This is a genomic window from Streptomyces sp. NPDC088794 (genome assembly GCF_044750545.1).
In the GTDB taxonomy this organism is placed as follows: Bacteria; Actinomycetota; Actinomycetes; order Streptomycetales; family Streptomycetaceae; genus Streptomyces.
The window spans coordinates 140,538-162,891 of the sequence record NZ_JBIVKB010000013.1 but is presented as its reverse complement, the minus strand read 5'-3'; the positions used below and the strand labels follow the sequence as shown (position 1 = coordinate 162,891).

Below are 22,354 nucleotides of genomic sequence, written 5' to 3'. Positions count from 1 at the left end.
CTAGGTCTCAGGGTCTTCCCGGAGGGGCTGTCCGGTGTGCCCTGCCTTCTCCGAGCTGTCCTCCCTGGGCACCGGCTGTTCGACCAGGGCCAGCACCCGGGTCGCCATGAAACGGGCCGTGCGGACCACGGAACCGCTCCGGGTGACTTCGCTCACTTCCACGACACCTCGGCGGACCGCCGTCTCCACCCGACGGCCCGCTCTGCTCGCCACCACCTCGTACGTCCTTGTCGTGTCCCCGGCGTCCACGACTATCTCCACGCGATCACCCTTCACGCGCTCAATCCCCCTTCTGTGGCGGGTGGTTGGGATCACAGGGCGGTCGAAGTCCCGCTGTTCACGCGGTCCCTGACCACTCTTCAAGTCTCCCACCCGGCACTGACAATCCGTTGGGGCGAGAGGGCGCGGCCTCTGCGCGCGGGCGGCCGTGGAAACGTAAGCTGTCGCTCGTCACACGGACCGGGCAGCGGGGATGAACATGGCGATGATGCGCCTGAGGCGCGAGGACCCGCGTGTCGTCGGCTCGTTCAGGCTTCACAGACGGCTCGGCGCGGGTGGGATGGGCGTTGTCTATCTGGGCTCCGACAAGAAGGGGCAGCGGGTCGCGCTCAAGGTGATCCGGCCCGACCTGGCGGAGGATCAGGAGTTCCGGTCGCGGTTCGCCCGTGAGGTCTCCGCCGCGCGGCGGATCAGGGGCGGGTGCACCGCCCGGCTGGTCGCCGCGGATCTCGACGCCGACCGGCCGTGGTTCGCCACGCAGTACGTGCCCGGCCCCTCCCTGCACGACAAGGTCGCCGACGAGGGGTCGCTGGGTGCGGCCGAGGTGGCTGCGGTGGGGGCTGCCCTGTCGGAAGGGCTCGTCGCCGTGCACGAGGCCGGCGTGGTGCACCGGGATCTCAAGCCCTCCAACATTCTGCTGTCCCCCAAGGGGCCGCGGATCATCGACTTCGGTATCGCCTGGGCGACCGGGGCCTCCACGCTCACCCACGTCGGTACGGCCGTCGGCTCGCCCGGCTTCCTCGCGCCCGAGCAGGTGCGCGGGGCCGCCGTCACTCCGGCCACCGACGTCTTCTCCCTCGGCGCGACCCTCGCGTACGCCTCGATGGGTGACTCGCCCTTCGGGCACGGCAGCTCCGAGGTGATGCTGTACCGCGTCGTGCACGAGGAGCCCCAGCTGCACGGGGTCCCGGACGCGCTCGCACCGCTCGTGCGGGCCTGTCTGGCGAAGGACCCCCAGGACCGGCCCAGCACCCTCCAACTGTCGCTCCGCCTCAAGGAGATCGCCGCCCGCGAGACCCAGGGGCTCGGCGACGTACGTCCGCCCGCGCCCCGCGCCGGTGAGGCGGACCGGCCCACCGGGCGGCTCTCGGACACCTATCCGGACCAGCAGCGCGCCGTCCAGCGGCGGCCTCCGCAGGGGACCAAGGGTTCACAGGGGGGACAGCAGGGCTCGCAGGCGGGGCACGGCGGGCAGGGGAATCCGGCGGGTTCGCAGGGTTCGGCCGGGCCTCGGGGCAATGCTCCTTCCCGGGGTAGCAGTGCGTCCCGCGGGGGTGGTCCGTCCTCGTCCCGCGCGGGTGGCCGCAGCACGCCCCCCGCGCGGAACACGACGCGTTCCGGCAACGGCAGTGGGAGTCGGCCCGCGCCGCGCAGCGGTACCGGGCGGCCGGGGCCCCGGCCCACGGGGACCGGTCGGCGGCCCGCCAATCCGCGGCTGTTGCGGCAACGGCTGTTCGTGTTCGTCGTGGTGACGCTGCTCGTTGCGCTCGGCATCGCCGCCGCGCAGGGATGTCAGGGGCCGTCGCGGGGGCTCGGCGGGGACCGTGATGTCGTACGGCAGGAGCAGCCGCACGCGGATCGGGCCGCTTCTCAATAGGGCGTCAGCCCGAATGAGCGTCAGACCGAACGGGGCGTCAGAGGGTCGGCAGGATTCGTTCGAAGAACTCTCGGTCGGCCTCGAAGACCGGGGTGAGCGCGAGGTACTCCTCCGGTGTGACCCAGCGGGCCTCGGTGACCTCGTCGCCGTCGGGGACGGGTTCGTCGGTGGAGTTCTCGGCGGTCCACCAGTGGAGGCGGAAGTGGCCGTCGTCGGTGAGTGACTCCCAGACCTTGGCGCCCGGGGAGACGGTCAGGCCGATCTCCTCGTGGACCTCGCGGACCAGGGCCTGTTGCTGGGTCTCCCCCGGTTCGAGTTTGCCACTCAGGGGTTGCCAGTAGCCGGGGCGGGCGACGGTGGGGCCGCGCCGGACGACCAGGACCCGGCCGTCGCGGCGCAGTACCGCCACGATCGCCTCGCGCCGTGCCATCGCTTACGCCTCGGGGCGGCCGGTGGCCACCGCGTAGAAGGCGACCGCGGCCGCCGCGCCGACGTTCAGGGAGTCGACGCCGTGGGACATGGGGATGCGGACCCATTCGTCGGCGGCCACCAGGGCCTGCGTGGAGAGGCCGTCGCCCTCGGCGCCGAGCATCAGGGCGACGCGGTTCATGCGGTGCGGGGCGGCCTCGTCGAGGGATCTGGCCTTCTCGTCCGGGGTGAGGGCGAGGAGGGTGAAGCCGGCCTCGCGGACCGACTCCAGGCCCTTGGGCCAGGTGTCGAGGCGGGCGTAGGGGACGGAGAAGACGGCGCCCATCGAGACCTTGACGCTGCGGCGGTACAGGGGGTCGGCGCAGTCCGGGGAGAGCAGGACCGCGTCCATGCCCAGGGCCGCCGCCGAGCGGAAGATCGCGCCGATGTTGGTGTGGTCGTTGACGGACTCCATGACGACCACGCGGCGGGTGGTCTGGAGCAGGTCGGCCGCCGTCGGCAGCGGCTTGCGCTGCATGGAGGCGAGCGCGCCGCGGTGCACGTGGTAGCCGGTGACCTGTTCAGCCAGCTCCGGGCTCACCGCGTAGACGGGGGCGGGGAGTTCGTCGATGACGTCACGCATGACGTCGACCCACTTCGCGGACAGCAGCATCGAGCGCATCTCGTAACCAGTGTCCTTGGCCCGTCTGATGACCTTCTCGCCCTCGGCGATGAACAGGCCCTCGGCCGGTTCGCGCTTACGGCGCAGCTCTACGTCGGTCAGGCCCGTGTAATCACGCAGGCGCGGGTCGTCGGGATCCTCAACGGTGATGAGATCGGCCACAGGGTGATACTGCCTTGTCCTGGGTGTGGTGCCAACGGCTGGAACCGGGTTGGGTTACCCGTGGTTACGCAAGCTTCTTGGGGCCTACGTCCACGACCTCGCCGATGACGATGACCGACGGGGCCTTCACTTCCTCCGTGCGGACCGTCTCGGCGACCGTCGCGAGGGTCGCGTCGACGCGGCGCTGACCTGCGGTGGTGCCCTCCTGGATCACGGCGACCGGGGTGTCGGGGGACTTGCCGTGCGCCACGAGGGTTTCGGCCACCTTCCCGATCGTGCCGACGCCCATCAGGATCACCAGCGTGCCGGTCAGCCGGGCGAGGGCCGGCCAGTCGACCAGGGAACGCTCGTCGTCGGGGGCGATGTGGCCGCTGACCACCGTGAACTCGTGCGCGACGCCCCGGTGGGTGACCGGGATGCCGGCCGCGCCCGGGACCGAGATCGAGCTGGAGATGCCGGGCACGACCGTGCACGGGATGCCGGCCTCGGCGAGCGCCTGGACCTCCTCCATCCCGCGGCCGTAGACGAACGGGTCGCCGCCCTTCAGCCGTACGACCGACTTGCCCTGCTTCGCGTGTTCGATCAGGGCGTTGTTGATGGCCTCCTGGGCCATGAAGCGGCCGTAGGGCAGCTTCGCCGCGTCGATCACCTCGACGTTCGGGGAGAGTTCGGCGAGGAGGTCGCGGGGGCCGAGGTGGTCGGTGATGACGACGTCCGCCTCGGCGAGCAGGCGGCGGCCTCGGACGGTGATCAGGTCCGGGTCGCCGGGGCCGCCGCCGACGAGGGCGACGCCGGGGGTGCGGGTGCGGTGGTGCGGGGCGACGAGGGTGCCGTCGCGCAGGCCCGCGACGACCGCGTCCCTGATGGCGGCGGTGTGGCGGGGGTCGCGGCCGCGGGCGTCAGTGGTGAGGACGGCAACCGTGACGCCCTCGCTGTGGCCGGTGGCCGGGGTCCAGGCGGTGGCCTGGTCGGCGTCGTCGGAGCGGACGCAGAAGACTCGGTTGCGTTCGGCCTCGGCGGAGGCGGCGGTGTTGGCGTCGGGGTCGCTGGTGGCGATGAGGGCGTACCAGGCGTCGGCGAGGTCGCCGTCCGCGTACGGGCGCTTCTCCCAGGTGAGTTCGCCCGCGTCCACCATCGCTTCTACCGAGGGGGTTGCTTCGGGGGATACGAGGAGGATGTCGGCGCCTGCCGCGATGAGTGCGGGGAGGCGGCGCTGGGCTACCTGGCCCGCACCTAGGACGACGACCCTGCGGCCGGTGAGGCGGAGGCCTACGGGGTAGGCGGGGTGTTCGGCCATGGGGGTGCGGCTCCCTGGTGTGGCGGTGGTGCGATGCGGATGCCCTGACGTGCAGATTTTAAGGGGAGCGGGGATTCTGGGGCGGCTCGGGTGTGCGGTGGCTCGGTTTCGTTGCCGAGTGCACGCCGGTGGGCGCTTGTGCCCACCCTCCCCCACTCTCGGCTTCGCTCGAGCGGGGGGACCCCCATCGCCGTGCGGAACGCCTGCCCACAAGCGCAACTGAATTATGAAGGAACCGGGGCACCGGTCCCCCGAAACCCCCGTCCCCAGCGCTCCTCTGGCCCTACTTCTCCGTGACCCCCGCCGAATCGAACGTCGCCACCTCGTGCATCGCCCTGGCCGTGCTCTGTACCAGCGGCAGAGCCAGCAGCGCGCCCGTGCCCTCGCCGAGGCGGAGGTCCAGGTCGACCAGGGGGCGGAGGCCGAGTTTGTTCAGGGCGGCCACGTGGCCCGGTTCGGCGCTGCGGTGGCCGGCGATGCAGGCCGCGAGGACCTCCGGGGCGATGGCTCGGGCCACCAGGGCCGCGGCGCCCGCGCTGACGCCGTCCAGGATCACCGGCGTACGCAGGGACGCGCCGCCGAGGAGGAGGCCGACGATGGCCGCGTGCTCGAAGCCGCCGATCGCGGCGAGTACGCCGATGGGGTCGGCCGGGTCAGGCTGGTGGAGTTCGATGGCGCGGCGGACGACCTCGGTCTTGCGGGCCAGCGTCTCGTCGTTGATGCCGGTGCCGCGGCCCGTCACCTCGGCGGGGTCGGTGTCCGTGTAGACCGAGATCAGCGCGGCGGACGCGGTGGTGTTCGCGATGCCCATCTCGCCGGTGAGCAGCGCCTTGTTGCCGGCCGCCACCAGGTCGCGGGCGGTCTCGATGCCGACCTCGATGGCCTGCTTGGCCTCCTCGCGGGTCATCGCGGGGCCGGTCGTCATGTCGGACGTGCCGGCGCGCACCTTGCGGGGCAACAGGCCGGGCGTGGCCGGGAGTTCGGACGCGACGCCGACGTCCACCACGCAGACCTCGGCGCCCACCTGGGTCGCGAAGGCGTTGCAGACCGCGCCGCCGCCGAGGAAGTTGGCCACCATCTGGGCCGTCACCTCCTGCGGCCACGGGGTGACCCCCTGCGCGTGCACGCCGTGGTCACCGGCGAAGATCGCGACGGCCGCGGGCTCCGGGATCGGCGGCGGGCACTGCCGGGACAGCCCGGACAGTTGAGCGGAGATGATCTCCAGCATGCCGAGCGAGCCCGGCGGCTTGGTCATCCGCTTCTGGCGTTCCCATGCCTCGCCGAGCGCCTTGGCGTCCAGCGGGCGGATCTGGGCGACGGTCTCGCCGAGCAGGTCGTGCGGGTCCTCGCCGGGCAGTGCCCGACGGCCGTACGTCTCCTCGTGCACGACCCATGACAGGGGGCGCCGCTTGGACCAGCCGGCCTGCATCAGCTCGGGCTCGTCCGGGAACTCGTCGACGTAACCGACGCAGAGGTACGCGATGACCTCGAGGTGCTCCGGCAGGCCGAGCGCGCGGACCATCTCGCGCTCGTCGAAGAAGCTGACCCAGCCGACGCCGAGGCCCTCGGCGCGGGCGGCGAGCCAGAGGTTCTCGACCGCGAGGGCCGCGGAGTACGGCGCCATCTGGGGCTGGGTGTGGCGGCCGAGGGTGTGCCGGCCGCCGCGGGTCGGGTCGGCGGTGACCACGATGTTCACCGGGGTGTCGAGGATGGCCTCGATCTTCAGTTCCTTGAACTGCTTCGCCCGGCCCTTCGGCAGCGACTTGGCGTAGGCCTCGCGCTGGCGCTGGGCCAGTTCGTGCATCGCGCCGCGCGTCTCGGCGGAGCGGATCACGACGAAGTCCCAGGGCTGCGAGTGCCCGACGGACGGCGCGGTGTGGGCCGCCTCCAGGACGCGCAGCAGGACGTCGTGCGGGATGGGGTCGCTGCGGAAGCCGTTGCGGATGTCGCGCCGCTCGCGCATGACCTTGAGCACGGCCTCGCGCTCGGCGTCGTCGTAGGCGGGCGCGGCCGGACCGGTGGACTGTGCTGCTTCTGCCACTACGGCCGTGCTCTCTTCCTGCTCGGCGGCCCTGGTCTCCAGGTCCTCCGCATGCTGTACGAGGTCGGGGTCGGCCTCCCGGGGTGCGGGAACCGTACCGACGGACTCCTCCTCCGCGGGGAGGACGAGGGGGTGCGGCGGGGTCGGCGCGAGGTGCGGAGTGGTCGGCACCGAGCCCTCGACGGGGACGAACTGGCCGACGGGCTGTTCCGGCGCCGCCAGGTCCAGGGGGAGGGCCGCGGACTCGGGCGCGTTGCCGGTGACGGGCCCCTGGGGGGCGAGGGGCGACCGACCGTCCGGCGCTTCACCAGGAACGTCGGAGGGGGTGTCCGTATCTGCCGACGCGACGACCGCGAGGGGCGTCACCGGGTCGGACACGACATGCACTTCGGCTTCCGGGAACGCGGGCTGCGCGGGCCCGTCCCAGGCACTGGACTCGGGGTCCACAGGCTGGACGGGCGGCTCATGGGATACGGCGATGTCGGCGGCCGGAGCGACGGCTTCCGCCAGTTGCGGGGCCGCCGCCGTGTCGTCGGGGGCCGGCGCCGAGTCCGCGGGCTCGGGGAACGGGAGGACCTCGACGGCTTCGAGGAGATAGGGCTCGGGCTCGGTCGGTTCGAGGACCGGCTCCACGGCGGGGGCGAGTCCGGTCGGCTCGACGGCAGCCAGGGGGGCGGGCTCGACGGGGACCGCTTGGGCGGCGGAGTCGTCGTGGGCGGCTTCGGCCACCGGCGTCTCGAAAGGCACAGCGGGCTCGGGCACGGGAGTCTCGAAAGCCACGCCGGCTTCGGGCGCGGCCGTCTCGTAAGCCACGCCAGCTTCGGGCGCGGGCGTCTCGAAAGCCACCGCGGCCTCGGGCTCCGGTGCCGGCAGCGGCAGGGCTTCGGCGGGCGGCGCCTCGAAAGCGTGCGCCGGCTCGGGTGCGACGGCCTCGACGAACTGCCCGCTGTCGGATGCCTGGACGTTCTCCGGAACCTGCCCGGCAGGGTCCAGGTCGACGGGCTCGGCCTCGGCAACCGGCTCAGAGCCGGTCATCGCGTCGGTCGTCGCGTCGGCCACCTGCCCCGCCTCCGGGAACGTACCGACGATCTCTCCGGCATCGGCACCGGCCCAGGCCGCCTCGACCGCCGCGGCGTCCGGACCGGTGGGCTCCACCGGAACGTCGGCCGGTCCGTCCTGCGGCGGCAGGGCCCCGGCGGGAACGCCGTACGAGCCGTCGGCCACAGGCGCGACCGGGAGACCCGGCACACCGTCCCCGTTGAAGCCGGCCCCGCCACCAGGAACGCCGTCCACCGGGACACCGGCCCCGGAGCTCTGCCCACCCTCTACGACGAACGGGGGCTCAACACCCCGGCCGTCGCCCACGCCGAACCCGGCGCCGGAGCTCTGTCCGCTCTCCGCGGCGGACACGCCCACCGGAATCTGGCCGTTGTGCAAGCCGTGGTCGTACTCCGCTCCTTCTGCCTCCGGGACCGAATCGCCGTACGCGGCAACGCCGTTCGGCTCGGGGGTCGGCATCGCCTGGGCCTCGTGGGACGGCTCCTGCTCAGCGACGGCCGCCGGCGCAGGCGCCTCCACCAGTTCGGGGCTCGGCTGCTCGGCCGGAACAACCGTTTCGGCGACCGCGGCCTCGGTGGCGACCGGTGTCTGGACCGCCGCCTGCGACCCGGCGGTGCCCCAGGGGCTCCCGCCCTGCGGGGGCAGGTCGCTCAGCGGCTGGGAGGCGTCGAGGTATTCGGGGTCGGCGGGGGTCGGCGGGCCCGACTGCCAGACCGGCGCTCCCGTGGGGCCGCGGTCGGCGAGGGAGCGGACCGGGCTCGCGGAGGCGTTGGGGGTCGGCGGGCCGAGGTGCAGGGGGCGGCGCGGCGGGACCGGGGCGGGCGCGGGTGTCGGGTCGGGCAGGCGTACGCCGTTGAGGTCGACCGAGCCGCTGTCCCGGCCCGCCGTCTCGTGCGGGCCCGGCTCGTGCACGGTCTCGACGACCGGCTCGGGCGCCGGCGGGGCGACCTCGTTGCCCCAGGGGCTCTGGGCGCCCGGGAGCAGCAACAGGTCTTCGTCCTCGGCGGTGGTCTCGGAGAGGTAGGTGTACGCGCCGTGCGGGGGGACGCCCGGCTGTTCCACCATGCCTGCGCTCTCCGGCAGTCCCTCGCCCGGGACCTGGCCGGTGTCCGTCATGCGTACCCCTCGCCCATCGGTTAGTGCTTCTACGTCCAGCCCACCGGGGACGGCGCACCGACCGCCCCCGCAGTGAAGAACGAGCGTGCCTGTCCAGCGGCACGAACGACCCGTCCGTAAAAGGCGACAAAGCCATTCAGTGGCATTGTCGCGGCCGTTGCCCCGCCTTGGCAGCTTGATCCGCGACGGGCCGCTGTGGACTGCGCCACGTTGCGCATCCCCCGGTTGTGCCGTACCACACCCCATCCCAAAACGGGCGCGTTTTCCGGACATTGAGGAACGAAGTGCCGGGCCACCCGATGCGGTACAACGGTCGGCCAGCCTACCGCGCGCGGTACGACTACAGGATCACCGGGACGGAATAAATCAGGATCACTGGGACGGTACGGGGCTCACGTGGTGCGCTCCGGGAGCACGCCGCTGAGCAGGAACGCGACGCTCCGCTCCTTCTCCGTCCACGCGCGCGTGTCGAGTTCGACGGACTGCAGGAGCGCGCACTCGACGCGGTATCCGTGCTCCGTCAGGTCCCGGCCGAGGAGTTCGGCCGCGTCGCGGGTGGCGGCGTGCGCGACGATGCGCTGCGGGCGGCGGTCGACGACCGCGGAGACCACGGCCGCTCCCCCGCCGCCGACGCGGACCACGTCGGGTTCGGGGAGGTTCTCCAGGACGTGCGGGGCGGTGCCGTGGATGATCTGCGGCTGGACGCCGAAGCCGCGCGCGACGGCCTCGGTGCGGGCGCAGGCCGCCACGTCGCGGTCGACGGCGATGACGGCGGCGCCGGCCCGCGCGGCCTCGACGGTGAAGGCGCCGCTGCCGCAGCCGATGTCCCACACCAGGTCGCCGACGCGCGGTCCCAGCCGGGCGAGTTGGGCGGCGCGCAGCAGATCCGTCTCGCCCTCGCCGAGGTGACCGCCGTACGACTCGTCGGGCAGTACCCAGCCACGGGGTTCGGTGCCCGGGTCGCGTCCGGCCAGCCAGCCGCCCTCGCCGGCGACGCCGGGTGCGGCGGAGCCGCCGATGACGATGACGACGTTCGGGTCGCGCCAGGTGTGGTCGGCGGCCTTGTCGGAGGTGACGACGGTGACCTGTTCGCGGTCGGTGCCGAGTTCCTCGCAGATGACGAAGGTGCGGTGCACGCCCTCCAGGAGCAGGCCGAGTTCGGCGGGGCCCGCGCCCGGTGAGGTGAGGACGGCGACCTTGGCGTGGGCGCGGCACACGTTCACGGCGCGGCGCAGGGTGCGGCGGTGAGCGACGACCACCTGCGCGTCGTCCCAGGGCATGCCGGCCCGGGCGAAGGCGGCGGCGACCGAGGAGACGGCGGGGACGACCTCGACCTCCAGGCCGAACTCCGGTGCGCGCAGGGTGCGTACGACTCCGAAGAACCCGGGATCGCCGTCGGCGAGGACGACCGCGGAGCCCCGGTGGGCGGCGATGCGGCGGGCGGCGAGGGCGACGCTGCCGAGGCGGATGCGTTCGGCGCGGGGCGGTACCTCGGGAAGCGCGAGGTGGTGGGCGGAGCCGGCGACCAGGGTGGCGGCACCCAGGGCGGAGCGGGCCGCGGCGGTCGGCGGCGAGCCGTCCCAGCCGATCACCGTGACGCGGTCGGCCATTGTCGTCAGTCTCCAGGAGGTTTACGCAGGTCGGGCTCCGTGAGGGTACCTGGTGTCGGGTACCGCCGGGGCGGTGCTGTTCCGCTCGTTCCCCCAGGGTTCAGTTCCAGTCGGTGTACGAGGTGAAACCGCTGGTGTCGGCGAGCTGCTCCTCGGTGCCGTCGAGGTCCTCGGGCAGCAGACTCCACACGATGAAGTCGGTGCGTACGTCGCTCCAAGTGCCGTCCTCGGCACGGACGTGCGCTATGCACGCGCCGCGCAGGACGCCCTCGCTGATGCAGCCGATCTTCTGCGCGACCTGCTGCGAGGCGGTGTTGTCGGCCGCCGTGCGCAGCTCGATCCGCTCGAACTTCTGGTCGGTGAACAGCCATTGGGCGGTGGCGAGCGCGGCCTCCGAGGCGTAGCCCTCGCCGCGGGCCCAGGGGCCGACGATGTACGACAGTTCGGTGGAGCGAACATGCCAGTCGGTCTTGGCGAGTTGGATGACGCCCACCAGACGCTGGGTGAGGAACTCGGTGACGGCGAAGTCGAGTCCGCGGCCCGACGCGCGTTCGCCCGGCGCGTATTCGGTGATCCAGCTGCGGGCGCGGTCCTCGGTGTACGGCTGTGGCACGTCGGTCCAGGCGCCGACCTGTTCGTCGTTCATCATCTCGGCCAGTGCGGGCACATCGTCCTCGTCGAGGGGACGCAGCACCAACCGCTCCGTGCTGATGGAGATGTTGGGGAAGGTGCTAGTCATGCGACGCTCCGTAACCTTCGGAAGAACATGCAGGGCCCGCTGAACTGCCCAGCATGCAGCATGCAGCCACCGAAACGCACCATGGGGTCCACCCCAAGTGAGGGAGTGGACCCGGTGCGTGGCGATACGGGACTAGAAGGACGCGATGACGGAGCCGTCGTACTTGTCCTCGATGAACTTCTTGACCTCCGGAGAGGTGAGGAGCTTGGCGAGCTTCTTCACTCGCGGGTCCTTCTCGTTGCCTTCCTTGACCGCGAGGAAGTTGCCGTAGGGGCTGTTCGTCGCGGACTCCAGGACGAGGGCGTCCTTGGCGGGCTTGATGTCCGCGGAGATCGCGTAGTTGCCGTTGATCACCGCCGCGTCCACGTCGTCCAGGGAGCGCGCGGTCTGGGCCGCCTCGACCTCCTTGAACTTGAGGTTCTTCGGGTTCTTCGCGATGTCCTGCGGGGTCGCCTCGCTGCCCGCGCCGTCCTTGAGGGTGATGAGCCCGTTCGCGGCGAGCAGCTTCAGCGAACGCGCCTCGTTCACCGCGTCGTTGGGGACGGCGACGGTCGCGCCGCTCTTGAGGGCGTCGACGTTCTTGACCTTGTGGGAGTAGAGGCCGAGCGGCTCCAGGTGCACCGTGACGACGGGCACGATGTGGGTGCCGCGCTTCTTGTTGAAGTCGTCGAGGTAGGGCTGGTTCTGGAAGTAGTTGGCGTCCACCGAGCCGTCCTCGGTCGCCGTGTTCGGGACGATGTAGTCCTGGAACTCCTTGACCTCCAGGTCGAGTCCCGCCTTCTTCGCCAGGTTGTCCTTGACGTAGTTGAGGATCTCGGCGTGCGGGGTCGGGCTCGCGGCGACGACCAGCGGACCGCTGTAGTCGGCGGAGGAACCCGCGGAGTCCTTGTCCGAACCGCACGCGGTGAGCCCGAGGGTGAGGGCTCCGGCGGCGAGGACAGCGGTGGTGAACTTTGTGGTGTTACGCACGAAAAGTGCCTTTCCTTCAGGGTGCAGCGACCCGCGGTGGGTGTGCGGGGCGTTCTGGGTGGGGGTGGCTCAGACGGTCTTGCTCGTCGCGGTGGACGCCTTGAGCAGCCGGAGCCTGGGGGCGGCCCCGGACTGACCGGCGCGCCGGTGCAGCGTGCGGGCCGCGTAGTCGCCGGCGAACTGGATGAGCGAGATGACGACGGCGAGGATCGCGACGGTGATCCAGATCAGCTGGGTCTCGAAGCGCTGGTAGCCGTAGCGGATGGCGATGTCGCCGAGGCCGCCCGCGCCGACCGTGCCGGCCATCGCGGAGTAGCCGATGAGGGCGACGATCGTCGTGGTGGTGCTGGAGATCAGCGAGGGCAGCGATTCCGGTACGAGGACCTTGCGCACGATCGTCCAGGTGTTGCCGCCCATCGACTGCACGGCCTCCACGAGCCCGCCGTCCACTTCGCGGACAGCCGTCTCGACCAGGCGCGCGAAGAAGGGGATGGCGCCGATGGCGAGCGGCACGATGGCGGCCTCGCGGCCGATGGTCGTCCCCGTGATGGCGCGCGTGAAGCTCATCAGCGCGACCATCAGGATGATGAACGGCATCGACCGGGCGACGTTCACGACCTGCCCGACGACCTTGTTGGCGACGACGTTCTGCAGCAGCCCACCCCGGTCGGTGAGGACGAGGAGCACGCCGAGCGGCAGCCCGCCGACCACGGCGATGAGGGTGGACCAGCCGACCATGTAGAGGGTGTCCCAACACGCCTGGGACAGCAGCGGCTGCATCTCGGACCAGGTCACTTGGCACCTTCCTTCACGAGCTGGGAGTCGCCCACGATGTCGATCTGCAGGCCCTGTTCGCGCAGGAAGCCGATGGGCACGACGTTGTCCTCGTAACGCCCGGGCAGCTCGATCCGCATGCGGCCGACCTGGAGTCCGCCGACGGTGTCGATGGCGGCACCGAGGATCGATATGTCGATGTTGTAGGTGCGCGAGAGCTGAGAGATGACCGGCTGGGTCGCGGCCTCGCCCTGGAAGGTGACGTCGACGACCGTGCGGTCGGCGCCGGTGGCCTCGCCGTCGACCGGGAACAGTGCGGCGGCCAGTTCGGAGCCCGGGGTCGCGAGCAGCTCGCTCACCGTGCCGGACTCGACGATGCGGCCCCGCTCCATGAGGGCGGCGGAGTCGCAGATGGACTTCACGACGTTCATCTCATGGGTGATGAGCAGGACGGTCAGGCCCAGCTGCCGGTTCAGGTCGCGCAGCAACTGGAGGATCGAGCGGGTGGTCTCCGGGTCGAGGGCGCTGGTCGCCTCGTCGGACAGCAGCACCTTGGGGTCGCCGGCCAGGGCGCGGGCGATGCCGACGCGCTGCTTCTGGCCGCCGGAGAGCTGGGCGGGGTAGGCCTTCGCCTTGTCGGCGAGCCCGACCAGGTCGAGGAGCTCGAGCGCCTTGGCGGACCGTTCCTTCCCCGACCTGCCGAGGATCTCCAGCGGCAGCTCGATGTTGTCCTGGACCGTCCGCGAGGACAGCAGGTTGAAGTGCTGGAAGACCATGCCGATCCGGCTGCGCGCCTGCCGGAGTTCCCGGCCGGCGCGGGGGCCGCGGCCGGCCAGTGCGGTCAGGTCCTGTCCGGCGACGGTCACCGTCCCGGCGGTGGGGCGCTCCAGCAGGTTGACGCAGCGGATGAGCGAGGACTTGCCGGCGCCGGACTGGCCGATGACGCCGTACACCTCGCCTTCGCGGACGTGGAGATCGACGCCGTCGAGGGCGGTGACCTCACGGCCGCGCGAGCGGTAGACCTTGGTCAGGCCTGATGTCGTGATCACTGGGGTTTCCGTCACTGTCGAGTACGCGGGCGTGGGTGTGCCCTGGTACGGGAAGACAAGGGGTGCGCGGGGCAGAGTGGTCACGTACGGCGTTCGACGACGTACGGACATGCCGCAGCTGCTCGCTTCGGGGCGCGAGACTCAGGGGTTGGTGCGAGGGCCCTCTAGAAGGCGCACATTCGACACATACAACGAGCACCGGGCGTCAGGGTCGCCTCGGTCGCAAGGGTGCGGTAGCTCGTCGTGGTCATGTGATCAGTAAAGCAGACGTATGGTCCTTACCAAATGCCGCCGTCCGCATGCTGGACGGCCGCGGACACCTTTCAGCCGCGTACCGAGATCTCCACTCCCCCGGCGCCGACCAGCGCGGACAAGGCCGAGAGGTCGTTCACCACGAGGTCGGCGGTGAGCTCGTGGGCCTGGTGCGTTGTGGTCAACGCCACGGTGGTCATGCCGGCCGCGCGGCCCGCTCGCAGGCCGGCCGGGGCGTCCTCGAAGACGACACAGCGGGCCGGGTCGACGCCGAGTTCGCGGGCGGCGCGGAGGTAGGGCTCGGGGTCGGGCTTGCCGCGGGTGACGTCGTCGGCGGTGATCAGCGTCTTGGGCAGGATGCCGACGGCGTCGAGCCGGGCCTCGGCGAGCGGGCGGGTGGCGGAGGTGACGACGGCCCAGCGCTCGGCGGGCAGGGCGGCGAGGAACGCCTGTGTGCCGGGCAGCAGCTGGACGCCTCCGTTGGGCACGTCCTCCACCTCCAGCTGCTCGATCCGCGCGACGGCCGCCGGTACGACGTCGGCGGGCAGCAGGTCGGCGGCTATCTCCGCGGCCGTGCGCCCGTGCAGTTCGACGCTCTCGAACGCCTCGGCGGTGATGCCGTACTCCCGCGCCCAGCGAGCCCAGCAACGACGTACGGATTCGAGGGAGGAGACGAGCGTGCCGTCGTTGTCGAACAGGAGGGCTTCGGCGTGGATCTTCATGGCCCCGACCCTACGTCGCACGGCGGGGGCGACGGCATCGGGCCTTTTGGCCCGTAATAGGGTCGCGGCATGCTTGATGCCCTGACGCTGGTGACCGGTGTCGCCGCGCTGCTGCTCGCCGCCTGGTGCGGGTGGGCCGCCTACCGCGATCAGCCGACGAAGGACTGGCACTTCATCGGCATGGCCGTGGTGTCGTTCCTGGCCGTGGTCCAGCTGGTGGTCGGGATCGTGCAACTGGCGCGGGGCGAGAAGGCGGACCAGGGCACGGCGATCTTCGTCGCCTATCTGATCGGCGCGTTCGCGTGCGTCCCGGCGGCCGGGTTCATGTCGCTGGCGGAGCGCACTCGTTGGGGTTCGGTGACGGTCGCCGCCGGCGGTGTGGTGCTGGCCGTCCTCGAAGTGCGGCTCTACGACATCTGGGGAGGGTGAGTTGACCACCGTGGAAGAGAACCTGGACGAGAAGGCCGGACAGCCCGGACGGCTCGTCAGCGGGCCGGGCATGCTGCTCGTCTGGTTCTACGGCGTGATGGTCGTCGGCGCGGTCTCGCGTTCCGTCTACCAGATCGCCACCGAGTTCGACCGGGCGCCGCTCGCCTACTCGCTGTCGGCGCTCGCCGGCCTGGTGTACGGCTTCATCACGTACTCGCTGGTCCGCGGTGGCGAGACGGCCCGCAAGGCGGCACAGGTGTGCTGCGCCGCCGAACTCGCGGGTGTGCTGATCGTCGGTACCTGGACGCTGGTCGAGCCCTCGGCCTTCCCGGACGCCACAGTCTGGTCGGACTACGGCATGGGGTACGTCTTCATCCCCGTACTGCTGCCGATCTCCGCGCTGTACTGGCTGCGGAAGAACCGCGCCGCCAAGCCGTAGTCGCGTCCCGCGGCAGTGGCGTCACGCGGTGGTGGCGTACGCCTCCGCCTTCTTCTCCAGGACGATCATCGGTACGCCGTCGGCGCCCTGGGACGTGCCGACCGTCTCGTAGCCCACCCGGCGGTACAGCCGCAGGTTGCCCTCGCTGCGGTGGCCCGTGTGGAGGCGGAACCTCGTGGCGCCGCGCTCCTCGACCAGGGCGCCCTCGGCCGCGCGCAGCAGCCGCGCGCCGATGCCGTGGCCCTGGAGGCGGGGGTGGACACAGAGCTTGCCGATGGCGGCCGAGCCGTCCTCGGTGATCCGGCCGCGCACCGAGCCGACCACTTCCTCGCCGAGCCGGGCCACGTAGACGCAGTCCGCGGCCACCTCCTGGCGGACCGAGTCCAGGGTCTGGACGAGCGGGTCGATGCGGTAGTTGCCGTACAGCGCCGCCTCGCTCTGGAAGCTCAGGTACTGGAGCTTGAAGATCTGCTCTGCATCCTGCTCGGTCGCCACCGAGATGGTCACGCTCATGCCCATGTGCGCACGCCTCCCGCTCACCTGATCGCCTGTAGTTCTCACTCCTATCCCCGTGCTTCGGGTGCCGCAACCTCCGGCGCGAGCAAACGACGGAGACATCCAAGACATCTGGAGCGTTCCGGGCCGAGACTTCCCTGTGAGATACCCAACTCCCCGGCAATTTCCCGGTATGTCAGGTCTTTCGGGGAGAGCAGGGCCTCCAGCAACCGGGGGCAGCGGCCGGGCAGCCGGCGCACGGCGTCGCGCAGGGCACGGTGGCGGGCCGAGGTGAGGGCGAGGTGCTCGGGGTCGCGGGCGGCTTCGTCGGCCGGTTCGATCTCGTACGGCCGTTCGATGCGGTGCGTACGACGGGTGCGGCGGACCTCGGAGCGGACAGCCCGGCGCAGCCAGCCCTGCGGGTCGCGGGGCGGGCCGTCGGAGTCGAGGCGCTCCAGGAGGCGGAGCCAGACGGCCTGTTCCAGGTCGCCCGGCTCGGTTCCGGAGGCATATGCCTCGGCGGAGGCTTCGGCGGCGAGCAGTGGGCGCAGGGTGGCTACGAGGTTGTGCGTCATATGCGGCACGACGCGGCCGCCCGGGCGATGGGTTGCCCGGGCGGCCGACTGTCACCCCAATCGGGGCTTTGTGCTCAGCTGTTGACGAGTGACGGAGCCATGGCTCAGCCGCCGTTCAGCGCTTGAGGAAGTCCGCGCGGGCCAGCAGACCGGTGTCGGCGTTGTCGGTGAAGACGCCGTCGATGCCGGTGGCGAAGTACCGCTTGAAGGCGCCGAACGCGTCGCCGTAGGCGTCCACGGCCGTGCCCTTGCGGTACTCCAGCGGCAGGAAGGGGTTCTCGTTGCGCATGGTGTAGGGGTGCAGGATCAGGCCCGCCTTGTGCGCGTCGGCGACCAGGGTGGTCTCCTTGTTCAGGCTGCCGTCGGCGTTCTTCGTGATGATCAGGTCGAGCGTCGGACCCAGGCCCTGCGCGTACGTCGCGATCTCGCGCAGGCCCTTCGGCGTGACCAGGTCGTCGGTGGTGCGCGGGTCGCCCAGGTCGATGAAGTCGAAGGGGCGGGTGCCCGTGCCGGACAGCAGCACCGCCAGGTTGTTGTCGACCAGCTTGCTGATCTTCTGGATGCTGGTCGGCTCGAAGGACTGGATGAGGACCGGCGAGTTCCTGCGGTCCTTGCCGTGCTTGCGCAGGGCCTTCGCGAGCAGCTTCTCCATCTCGAAGCCGCGCTTGCGGAAGTAGGTGGGGTGCTTCATCTCGGGGTAGATGAAGACCTGCTTGCCGCGCTTACGGGTCTGCTCGTCCTGCCACTTGAGCACCTCTTCGAAGGTGGGGATCTCCCAGCGGCCGTTGTAGAGCGTGTTGTGCGAGCGGTTGGCCGGAATGCGCTCGATCGCGCGCAGGGTCTTCAGCTCGGCGAGCGTGAAGTCCTCGGTGAACCAGCCGGTGGTGGAGACGCCGTCCAGCGACTTGGTGGTCTTGCGGGAGGCGAACTCGGGGTGGTCGGCGACGTTCGTGGTGCCGCCGATCTCCGGCTCGTGCCGGCAGACCAGGTGACCGTCCTTGGTGGGGACCAGGTCACCGGCCTCGACGATGTCGGCGCCCATGTCCAGGGCCAGGTCGTACGAGCCGAAGGTGTGCTCCGGACGGTAGCCGCTGGTGCCCCGGTGACCGATGATCGTCGGCTTGGGCAGGCTGCTGAGTCCGCCGCCGTGGCCGTGCCCGGCACCCGCCGCGCTCGCCGTGCCGGACAGACCGAGTACGGCCCCGCCCGCGCCGAGTACCGCCGCACCGAGGAGCGCCCGTCGCCCGGTACCGCCTGACTGCTCGTTCTCCTGCGCTCCCATGAGCGACTCCCCTGACCTCGGCTTGATCTAGGGGCTGTCGTTTGGATCAGCCCGGCGTCGCGGGCCCTGGCACGCACGGCTCGGCCAAGAGGCACCGCACCTCACAGCCGGCCTGATCCAAACGACAGCCCCTAGTTGTCTCGGCGCCGATCGTAGGGTCGTGGACATGACGCGAGGGAGACCTCGGCCGGAACACGCGGGTGACTCGGGATGTCGTATCAGGAGACCTCGCCGGGATCGTCGGGGATCGCCCGCATAGGAATCTCCGTTCGAGGTACGCGACCTCCGTCACATCGTTCCGGGGCGGTTACCGACTGCCAACGGGGCGCCACCGCAGGTAAACGCGGGTCAACAGTGCGTAAGACCTCGGTGAACCCGCGGTCCCCGATGTGCACGACCGGTCGAACCGCGAGTATCGTCCCGACCTGCACAGACTCATATCGAATCCCTTGACACCGGAGGGCCCGTTGTCCCGCTTCGCGCTCATCAAGGCACTGCTCGGACCGATCATGCGCCTGATGTTCCGCCCACAGGTGGAGGGCGTGGAGCACATCCCGGGCGACGGTCCCGTCATCCTGGCCGGAAACCACCTCACGTTCATCGACTCGATGATCCTTCCGCTGGTCTGCGACCGGCAGGTGCTCTTCATCGGCAAGGACGAGTACGTCACCGGGAAGGGCTTCAAGGGCCGGCTGATGGCCTGGTTCTTCACCGGCGTCGGCATGATCCCGGTGGACCGGGACGGTGCCAACGGTGGTGTGGCGGCGTTGATGACCGGGCGCCGGGTGCTGGAGGAGGGCAAGGTCTTCGGGATCTATCCCGAGGGCACGCGGTCGCCCGACGGCCGGCTGTACCGGGGCCGCACGGGCATCGCCCGGCTCACGATGATGACGGGCGCGCCCGTCGTCCCGTTCGCGATGATCGGCACGGACAAGTTGCAGCCGGGGGGTGCGGGGATTCCCCGCCCTGGGCGGGTCACTGTTCGGTTCGGTGAGGCGCTGGAGTTCTCGCGGTACGAGGGGATGGACCGGGATCGGTATGTGCTGCGGGCTGTCACCGACTCCGTGATGACCGAGGTCATGCGGTTGTCCGGGCAGGAGTACGTGGACATGTACGCCACGAAGGCCAAGGCGGCGTAGCGGTTCGTTTTCGGGTGCGGCTGCGCTGTGGTTGCTCGCGCAGTTCCCCGCGCCCCTTACGGGGCGCTGTCCAGCCGTTGGTCTCGCAGCATGAACCATGCTGCGACTGCCGTTGCCAGTAGGACGATTGCGCCCACCCCGGATGCCAGGCTGAGGCCGTCGACGAAGGCCTCTCTGGCTGACGTCAGCATTTCCTGAGCCGTCCGGGTCGGCATGCTGTTCGCCGCGTCCACCGCTCCGCCCAGCGACTCGTGCGCCCCTTCCGGCGTGCCCGCCGGAGACGCGAAGCCCCTGTAGACGCCCGTCACGATCGAGCCGAGTACGGCGATTCCGAGGGCCGCTCCCAGTTCGTACGCCGTCTCCGAGACCGCCGATGCGGCGCCCGCCTGCTCCTTCGGTACGGAGGAGAGGATGACGTCGGCGGTCACCGTGAAGGAGAAGCCGGCGCCGACACCCACCACGAGCAGCGCGGCACCGAGGATCGGGTAGCCGGTCGACTGGCCCAGTGTCGTCAGTACGGCGAGTGCCAGGCCCACCGCCGCCAGGCCGCCCGCGACGACCGAGCGGACCGAGAAGCGCCGGGCCGCGCGACCCGCGATCAGACCGGCCGCCACCGCCCCTACCGCCGCGGGGATTTCGGCGAGCCCCGCCTCGAACGGGCCCCTGCCCTGGACGAGTTGCAGGTACTGGGAGAGGAAGAACACCAGCCCGGACAGGCCGAGGATGGTCAGCAGGTCGGCCAGGACCGCCGCGCTGAAGCCGCGGTTGCGGAACAGGCGCATGTCCAACAGGGGCGACGGGAGCGTGAGTTGGCGGCGCACGAACCAGTACAGGGCCGCCGCGCCCACCGCACCCGCCGCGAGCGAGTGCACCTCGAAGCCGTGTGTCGCCGCCTCCTTGACCGCGTAGACGACACCGATCACGCCGACCAGGGACAGCACGACGCTGATCATGTCCCACGGCCCGGGGTTCGGGTTCTTCGACTCGGGGAGCATCTTGATGCCGACCAGGACGAGGACCGCCATCACCGGCAGGTTGATGAGGAAGACCGAGCCCCACCAGAAGTGTTCCAGCAGGAAGCCGCCCGCGACGGGGCCGACGGCCGTACCGGCGGAGGCCGTTGCGCCCCAGATACCGACCGCCAGGCTGCGCTCGCGCGGGTCGTGGAAGAGGTTGCGGATCAGGGCGAGGGTGGCCGGCATGAGGGTCGCGCCCGCGACGCCGAGCAGGGCGCGGGCGAGGATCATCAACTCCGGTGTGGACGCGTAGGCGTTGAGGACCGATATCGCGCCGAAGGCGGTGGCGCCGAGGAGAAGGATGCGCTTGCGGCCGATGCGGTCGCCGAGGCTGCCCATGGAGACCAGGAGGCCGGCGATCACGAAGGAGTAGACGTCGCCGATCCAGAGGAGTTGGGTGCAGGACGGCTTCAGGTCCTCGCTGATGTAGGGGGTCGCGAGACCGAGGACGGTCGCGTCGACGGCCACCAGCAGCACGGCGAGCACGAGAACGGACAGCGCGAGCCAGCGGCCCGGGCGCTTCACCGCCTCGGTCGTGGACGCCGACTGCAGGGTGCTGGTCATGATTCCTCTCTCCGTGTTTCGTCTCTGCGTGTTTCGTCTCTGCGCAGTGCGCCGCCGAGCAGCAGCTCGGCGATCATGCGGGTGAAGTCCTTGGGAGCGCCCTTGCCGCTCTGCACCATCCAGGCACCGGAGGCCAGCAGGCCGAACAGCGCCTCGGTGAGCCAGGCGGGCGTGAGGTCGATGCGGAACTCGCCGTTGTGCTGGCCGCGCCGGAACAGGGCGGTGATGCGGTCGTCGATCCGGGCCCAGCCCACGTGCTGTTCCTCGCCCTCGAACAACTGGTTCTCGGTGTAGAGGAAGGCGAGCAGACCGGCGGCCGGTTCGACCTCGCGGACGAGCCGTCGTACGGCGTCCTCGGCGGGGCCCTCGTCCAGCCGCGCCGCCTCCAGCGCGGTCTCGCACTCGGCGATGCCGAGCGCCTCCAGCGCCCGTACGAGCGCGTCGCGGCCCGCGAACTGGCGGTGCAGCGTGGCCCGGCTGATCCCGGCCGCCTTGGCGACCTCGTCCATGGTCGCGGTGGATTTACGGGTCAGCAGAGCCGCGGCGGCGCGGAGTACGTGGTCGCGATCGAGAGCCATGAGACAACAGTAACCCATGTGAGACATTGATGTCTCATCACAAGCATGGACGTCTCATAGGCGGGTGGTCATCAGGGGTTTCTCAGTGCCAGGGCAGCTGCGCGCGCTTCTCCCAGTACGTCTGCGGGTCCTCGACCAGCGTGGCGAGGCGGGCCACCTGGTTCTCGTCCAGGTCCACGACGGCCGCGTGCAGGTTGGAGGCGAGCTGGCCCACGGTCGCGGCGCCGGAGAGGATCACGCCGGCCCAGGGCTCGCGCAGGACCAGGGCCAGGGCGACCGCGTCCGTGCCGAGGGCCGTCTCCTGAGCCACGGCCTTCAGGGCGTCCGGCGCGTACGGCTCCGCCAGCCTTCCGTTGGCCATGCCCTCCTTGACGATCACCGTGAGGCCGGCGTCGTGCGCCTCGGCGAGGGCGGGGCCCGCCGAGGTCTCCAGGGCGTTGTACGTCGACTGGACGGTACGGAAGAGGGGCTCGCCGTCGACCGTCACCGCGAGGGCGGCCCGGATGGCGTCCGCCTGGGCGGGGCCGCTGGTGGAGAAGCCGATGGTGGTGCCGTGGGCGGCGGCCTCCGCCAGCTTGGCGTGCAGTTCCTTGTCCGTGAGGGCCGGGCTGTCCGGGGTCACGGAGTGGATCTGGTAGAGATCCAGGTGGTCGCCGAGCAGCTCGGCGGTTTCGCCGCGCTGGCGGTCGTAGGTCTGGATGGTGTGGTCCTTGACCTCGTGCTTCTCGGCGTCCGTGGTCCAGTCGGCGGTGTAGGTGTAGCCCCACTTGCTGCCGACGACCACGTCGTCGATGTCGGGCCTCGCGTGCAGCCAGTCGGCGAGGAACTCCTCGCTGCGGCCGTAGGAGCGGGCGGCGTCGAAGTAGCGGACGCCTTGCGCGTACGCGGCGTCGAGGAGTTCGTGGGTGCGGGTGCGGAGCGTTTCGACGCTGCGGTTCTCTCCGAGGTCTTCTTCTCGACCCAGGTTGATGTAGCCGGGGCGGCCTACCGCGGCGAGGCCCAAGCCGATGTGGCAGGTGGGGGTTGTTGCTGTGGCCAGTCGGGCGAAGGGCATCGCGGGCTCCGTGGGGGTCGGCTCCGG

General features: G+C 70.9%; 21 protein-coding genes. 4 read left to right on the top strand and 17 right to left on the bottom strand.

All coding sequences use genetic code 11. From position 1 onward, the window contains the following. Nucleotides 1–276, bottom strand: a complete 276-nt coding sequence (locus ACIP6U_RS32180) for a hypothetical protein (RefSeq protein WP_124002793.1) — start codon at nt 274–276, stop codon at nt 1–3. A gap of 196 nt (nt 277–472) precedes the next feature. Here ACIP6U_RS32180 and ACIP6U_RS32175 point away from each other — a divergent pair, with 196 nt between their 5' ends. Next, nucleotides 473–1,876 (top strand): protein kinase, encoded by a 1,404-nt coding sequence (locus ACIP6U_RS32175; RefSeq protein WP_401725150.1) that lies wholly within the window; start codon nt 473–475, stop codon nt 1,874–1,876. A 37-nt stretch (nt 1,877–1,913) separates the two neighbouring features. Here the strand turns inward: ACIP6U_RS32175 and ACIP6U_RS32170 are convergent, their stop codons facing one another. The 10 genes from ACIP6U_RS32170 to ACIP6U_RS32125 all read right to left on the bottom strand — a co-directional run bounded on the left by ACIP6U_RS32170 (nt 1,914) and on the right by ACIP6U_RS32125 (nt 14,756). After that, complete coding sequence (locus ACIP6U_RS32170; protein ID WP_401725148.1) at nt 1,914–2,306, bottom strand: NUDIX domain-containing protein; 393 nt, start codon at nt 2,304–2,306, stop codon at nt 1,914–1,916. A gap of 3 nt (nt 2,307–2,309) precedes the next feature. After that, the gene (locus tag ACIP6U_RS32165) at nt 2,310–3,128 is read right to left on the bottom strand and encodes a TrmH family RNA methyltransferase (RefSeq protein WP_401725145.1); all 819 of its coding nucleotides are present in this window, start codon (nt 3,126–3,128) and stop codon (nt 2,310–2,312) included. Nucleotides 3,129–3,192: 64 nt separating this feature from the next. Continuing rightward, nucleotides 3,193–4,425: a uroporphyrinogen-III C-methyltransferase gene (gene cobA, locus ACIP6U_RS32160; protein ID WP_401725142.1), complete on the bottom strand. Its 1,233-nt coding sequence runs from the start codon at nt 4,423–4,425 to the stop codon at nt 3,193–3,195. Nucleotides 4,426–4,708: 283 nt separating this feature from the next. Beyond that, the gene (cobT, locus tag ACIP6U_RS32155) at nt 4,709–8,641 is read right to left on the bottom strand and encodes a nicotinate-nucleotide--dimethylbenzimidazole phosphoribosyltransferase (RefSeq protein ID WP_401725140.1); all 3,933 of its coding nucleotides are present in this window, start codon (nt 8,639–8,641) and stop codon (nt 4,709–4,711) included. A 392-nt stretch (nt 8,642–9,033) separates the two neighbouring features. Beyond that, nucleotides 9,034–10,251 (bottom strand): precorrin-6y C5,15-methyltransferase (decarboxylating) subunit CbiE, encoded by a 1,218-nt coding sequence (gene cbiE, locus ACIP6U_RS32150; protein WP_401725137.1) that lies wholly within the window; start codon nt 10,249–10,251, stop codon nt 9,034–9,036. Nucleotides 10,252–10,351: 100 nt separating this feature from the next. Next, nucleotides 10,352–10,990: a GNAT family N-acetyltransferase gene (locus ACIP6U_RS32145; protein ID WP_401725134.1), complete on the bottom strand. Its 639-nt coding sequence runs from the start codon at nt 10,988–10,990 to the stop codon at nt 10,352–10,354. Between the two features lie 132 nt (nt 10,991–11,122). Further along, nucleotides 11,123–11,959 carry a MetQ/NlpA family ABC transporter substrate-binding protein gene (locus ACIP6U_RS32140; RefSeq protein WP_401725131.1) on the bottom strand — a complete coding sequence of 279 codons (837 nt, stop codon included), beginning with the start codon at nt 11,957–11,959 and terminating at the stop codon, nt 11,123–11,125. A 69-nt stretch (nt 11,960–12,028) separates the two neighbouring features. Next, on the bottom strand, nt 12,029–12,754 hold the full coding sequence (locus tag ACIP6U_RS32135) for a methionine ABC transporter permease (RefSeq protein ID WP_401725129.1): 726 nt from the start codon (nt 12,752–12,754) through the stop codon (nt 12,029–12,031). Further along, nucleotides 12,751–13,782: a methionine ABC transporter ATP-binding protein gene (locus ACIP6U_RS32130; RefSeq protein ID WP_401725126.1), complete on the bottom strand. Its 1,032-nt coding sequence runs from the start codon at nt 13,780–13,782 to the stop codon at nt 12,751–12,753. The genes ACIP6U_RS32135 and ACIP6U_RS32130 overlap by 4 nt, the downstream gene beginning before the upstream one ends. Nucleotides 13,783–14,105: 323 nt before the next feature. Continuing rightward, complete coding sequence (locus ACIP6U_RS32125) at nt 14,106–14,756, bottom strand: HAD family hydrolase (protein WP_401725123.1); 651 nt, start codon at nt 14,754–14,756, stop codon at nt 14,106–14,108. 69 nt (nt 14,757–14,825) lie between these two features. Here ACIP6U_RS32125 and ACIP6U_RS32120 point away from each other — a divergent pair, with 69 nt between their 5' ends. Continuing rightward, a complete protein-coding gene (locus tag ACIP6U_RS32120) occupies nt 14,826–15,185 on the top strand; it encodes a hypothetical protein (RefSeq protein WP_280877974.1) in 360 nt (119 codons plus the stop codon). A gap of 70 nt (nt 15,186–15,255) precedes the next feature. After that, nucleotides 15,256–15,624: a hypothetical protein gene (locus ACIP6U_RS32115; protein ID WP_401725601.1), complete on the top strand. Its 369-nt coding sequence runs from the start codon at nt 15,256–15,258 to the stop codon at nt 15,622–15,624. A 21-nt stretch (nt 15,625–15,645) separates the two neighbouring features. Here ACIP6U_RS32115 and ACIP6U_RS32110 read toward each other — a convergent pair whose 3' ends face one another. The 3 genes from ACIP6U_RS32110 to ACIP6U_RS32100 form a co-directional block, all read right to left on the bottom strand. Next, nucleotides 15,646–16,143 carry a GNAT family N-acetyltransferase gene (locus ACIP6U_RS32110; RefSeq protein WP_401725120.1) on the bottom strand — a complete coding sequence of 166 codons (498 nt, stop codon included), beginning with the start codon at nt 16,141–16,143 and terminating at the stop codon, nt 15,646–15,648. A 44-nt stretch (nt 16,144–16,187) separates the two neighbouring features. Further along, the gene (locus tag ACIP6U_RS32105) at nt 16,188–16,694 is read right to left on the bottom strand and encodes an RNA polymerase sigma factor (RefSeq protein ID WP_401725117.1); all 507 of its coding nucleotides are present in this window, start codon (nt 16,692–16,694) and stop codon (nt 16,188–16,190) included. 115 nt (nt 16,695–16,809) lie between these two features. Further along, on the bottom strand, nt 16,810–17,976 hold the full coding sequence (locus tag ACIP6U_RS32100; protein ID WP_401725114.1) for a glycerophosphodiester phosphodiesterase: 1,167 nt from the start codon (nt 17,974–17,976) through the stop codon (nt 16,810–16,812). Between the two features lie 467 nt (nt 17,977–18,443). Between ACIP6U_RS32100 and ACIP6U_RS32095 the strand changes: the two genes are divergently transcribed. Next, nucleotides 18,444–19,115, top strand: a complete 672-nt coding sequence (locus ACIP6U_RS32095; protein ID WP_401725111.1) for a lysophospholipid acyltransferase family protein — start codon at nt 18,444–18,446, stop codon at nt 19,113–19,115. 56 nt (nt 19,116–19,171) lie between these two features. Here the strand turns inward: ACIP6U_RS32095 and ACIP6U_RS32090 are convergent, their stop codons facing one another. The 3 genes from ACIP6U_RS32090 to ACIP6U_RS32080 form a co-directional block, all read right to left on the bottom strand. Further along, nucleotides 19,172–20,695, bottom strand: a complete 1,524-nt coding sequence (locus ACIP6U_RS32090; protein WP_401725110.1) for an MFS transporter — start codon at nt 20,693–20,695, stop codon at nt 19,172–19,174. Continuing rightward, nucleotides 20,692–21,273: a TetR/AcrR family transcriptional regulator gene (locus ACIP6U_RS32085; protein WP_401725107.1), complete on the bottom strand. Its 582-nt coding sequence runs from the start codon at nt 21,271–21,273 to the stop codon at nt 20,692–20,694. Before ACIP6U_RS32085 ends, ACIP6U_RS32090 begins: the two co-directional genes overlap by 4 nt. A gap of 82 nt (nt 21,274–21,355) precedes the next feature. Continuing rightward, nucleotides 21,356–22,327: an aldo/keto reductase gene (locus tag ACIP6U_RS32080; RefSeq protein ID WP_401725104.1), complete on the bottom strand. Its 972-nt coding sequence runs from the start codon at nt 22,325–22,327 to the stop codon at nt 21,356–21,358. Nucleotides 22,328–22,354: the final 27 nt, after the last annotated feature.

What these genes read in the sequence shown, in the direction of transcription:
- ACIP6U_RS32175 (WP_401725150.1), top strand. Translation starts at nt 473, where the DNA reads ATGAACATGGCGATGATGCGCCTGAGGCGCGAGGACCCGCGTGTCGTC.
- ACIP6U_RS32170 (WP_401725148.1), bottom strand. Translation starts at nt 2,306, where the DNA reads ATGGCACGGCGCGAGGCGATCGTGGCGGTACTGCGCCGCGACGGCCGG.
- cobA (WP_401725142.1), bottom strand. Translation starts at nt 4,425, where the DNA reads ATGGCCGAACACCCCGCCTACCCCGTAGGCCTCCGCCTCACCGGCCGC.
- cobT (WP_401725140.1), bottom strand. Translation starts at nt 8,641, where the DNA reads ATGACGGACACCGGCCAGGTCCCGGGCGAGGGACTGCCGGAGAGCGCA.
- cbiE (WP_401725137.1), bottom strand. Translation starts at nt 10,251, where the DNA reads ATGGCCGACCGCGTCACGGTGATCGGCTGGGACGGCTCGCCGCCGACC.
- ACIP6U_RS32145 (WP_401725134.1), bottom strand. Translation starts at nt 10,990, where the DNA reads ATGACTAGCACCTTCCCCAACATCTCCATCAGCACGGAGCGGTTGGTG.
- ACIP6U_RS32125 (WP_401725123.1), bottom strand. Translation starts at nt 14,756, where the DNA reads ATGAAGATCCACGCCGAAGCCCTCCTGTTCGACAACGACGGCACGCTC.
- ACIP6U_RS32120 (WP_280877974.1), top strand. Translation starts at nt 14,826, where the DNA reads ATGCTTGATGCCCTGACGCTGGTGACCGGTGTCGCCGCGCTGCTGCTC.
- ACIP6U_RS32115 (WP_401725601.1), top strand. Translation starts at nt 15,256, where the DNA reads ATGCTGCTCGTCTGGTTCTACGGCGTGATGGTCGTCGGCGCGGTCTCG.
- ACIP6U_RS32110 (WP_401725120.1), bottom strand. Translation starts at nt 16,143, where the DNA reads ATGGGCATGAGCGTGACCATCTCGGTGGCGACCGAGCAGGATGCAGAG.
- ACIP6U_RS32105 (WP_401725117.1), bottom strand. Translation starts at nt 16,694, where the DNA reads ATGACGCACAACCTCGTAGCCACCCTGCGCCCACTGCTCGCCGCCGAA.
- ACIP6U_RS32100 (WP_401725114.1), bottom strand. Translation starts at nt 17,976, where the DNA reads ATGGGAGCGCAGGAGAACGAGCAGTCAGGCGGTACCGGGCGACGGGCG.
- ACIP6U_RS32090 (WP_401725110.1), bottom strand. Translation starts at nt 20,695, where the DNA reads ATGACCAGCACCCTGCAGTCGGCGTCCACGACCGAGGCGGTGAAGCGC.
- ACIP6U_RS32085 (WP_401725107.1), bottom strand. Translation starts at nt 21,273, where the DNA reads ATGGCTCTCGATCGCGACCACGTACTCCGCGCCGCCGCGGCTCTGCTG.
- ACIP6U_RS32080 (WP_401725104.1), bottom strand. Translation starts at nt 22,327, where the DNA reads ATGCCCTTCGCCCGACTGGCCACAGCAACAACCCCCACCTGCCACATC.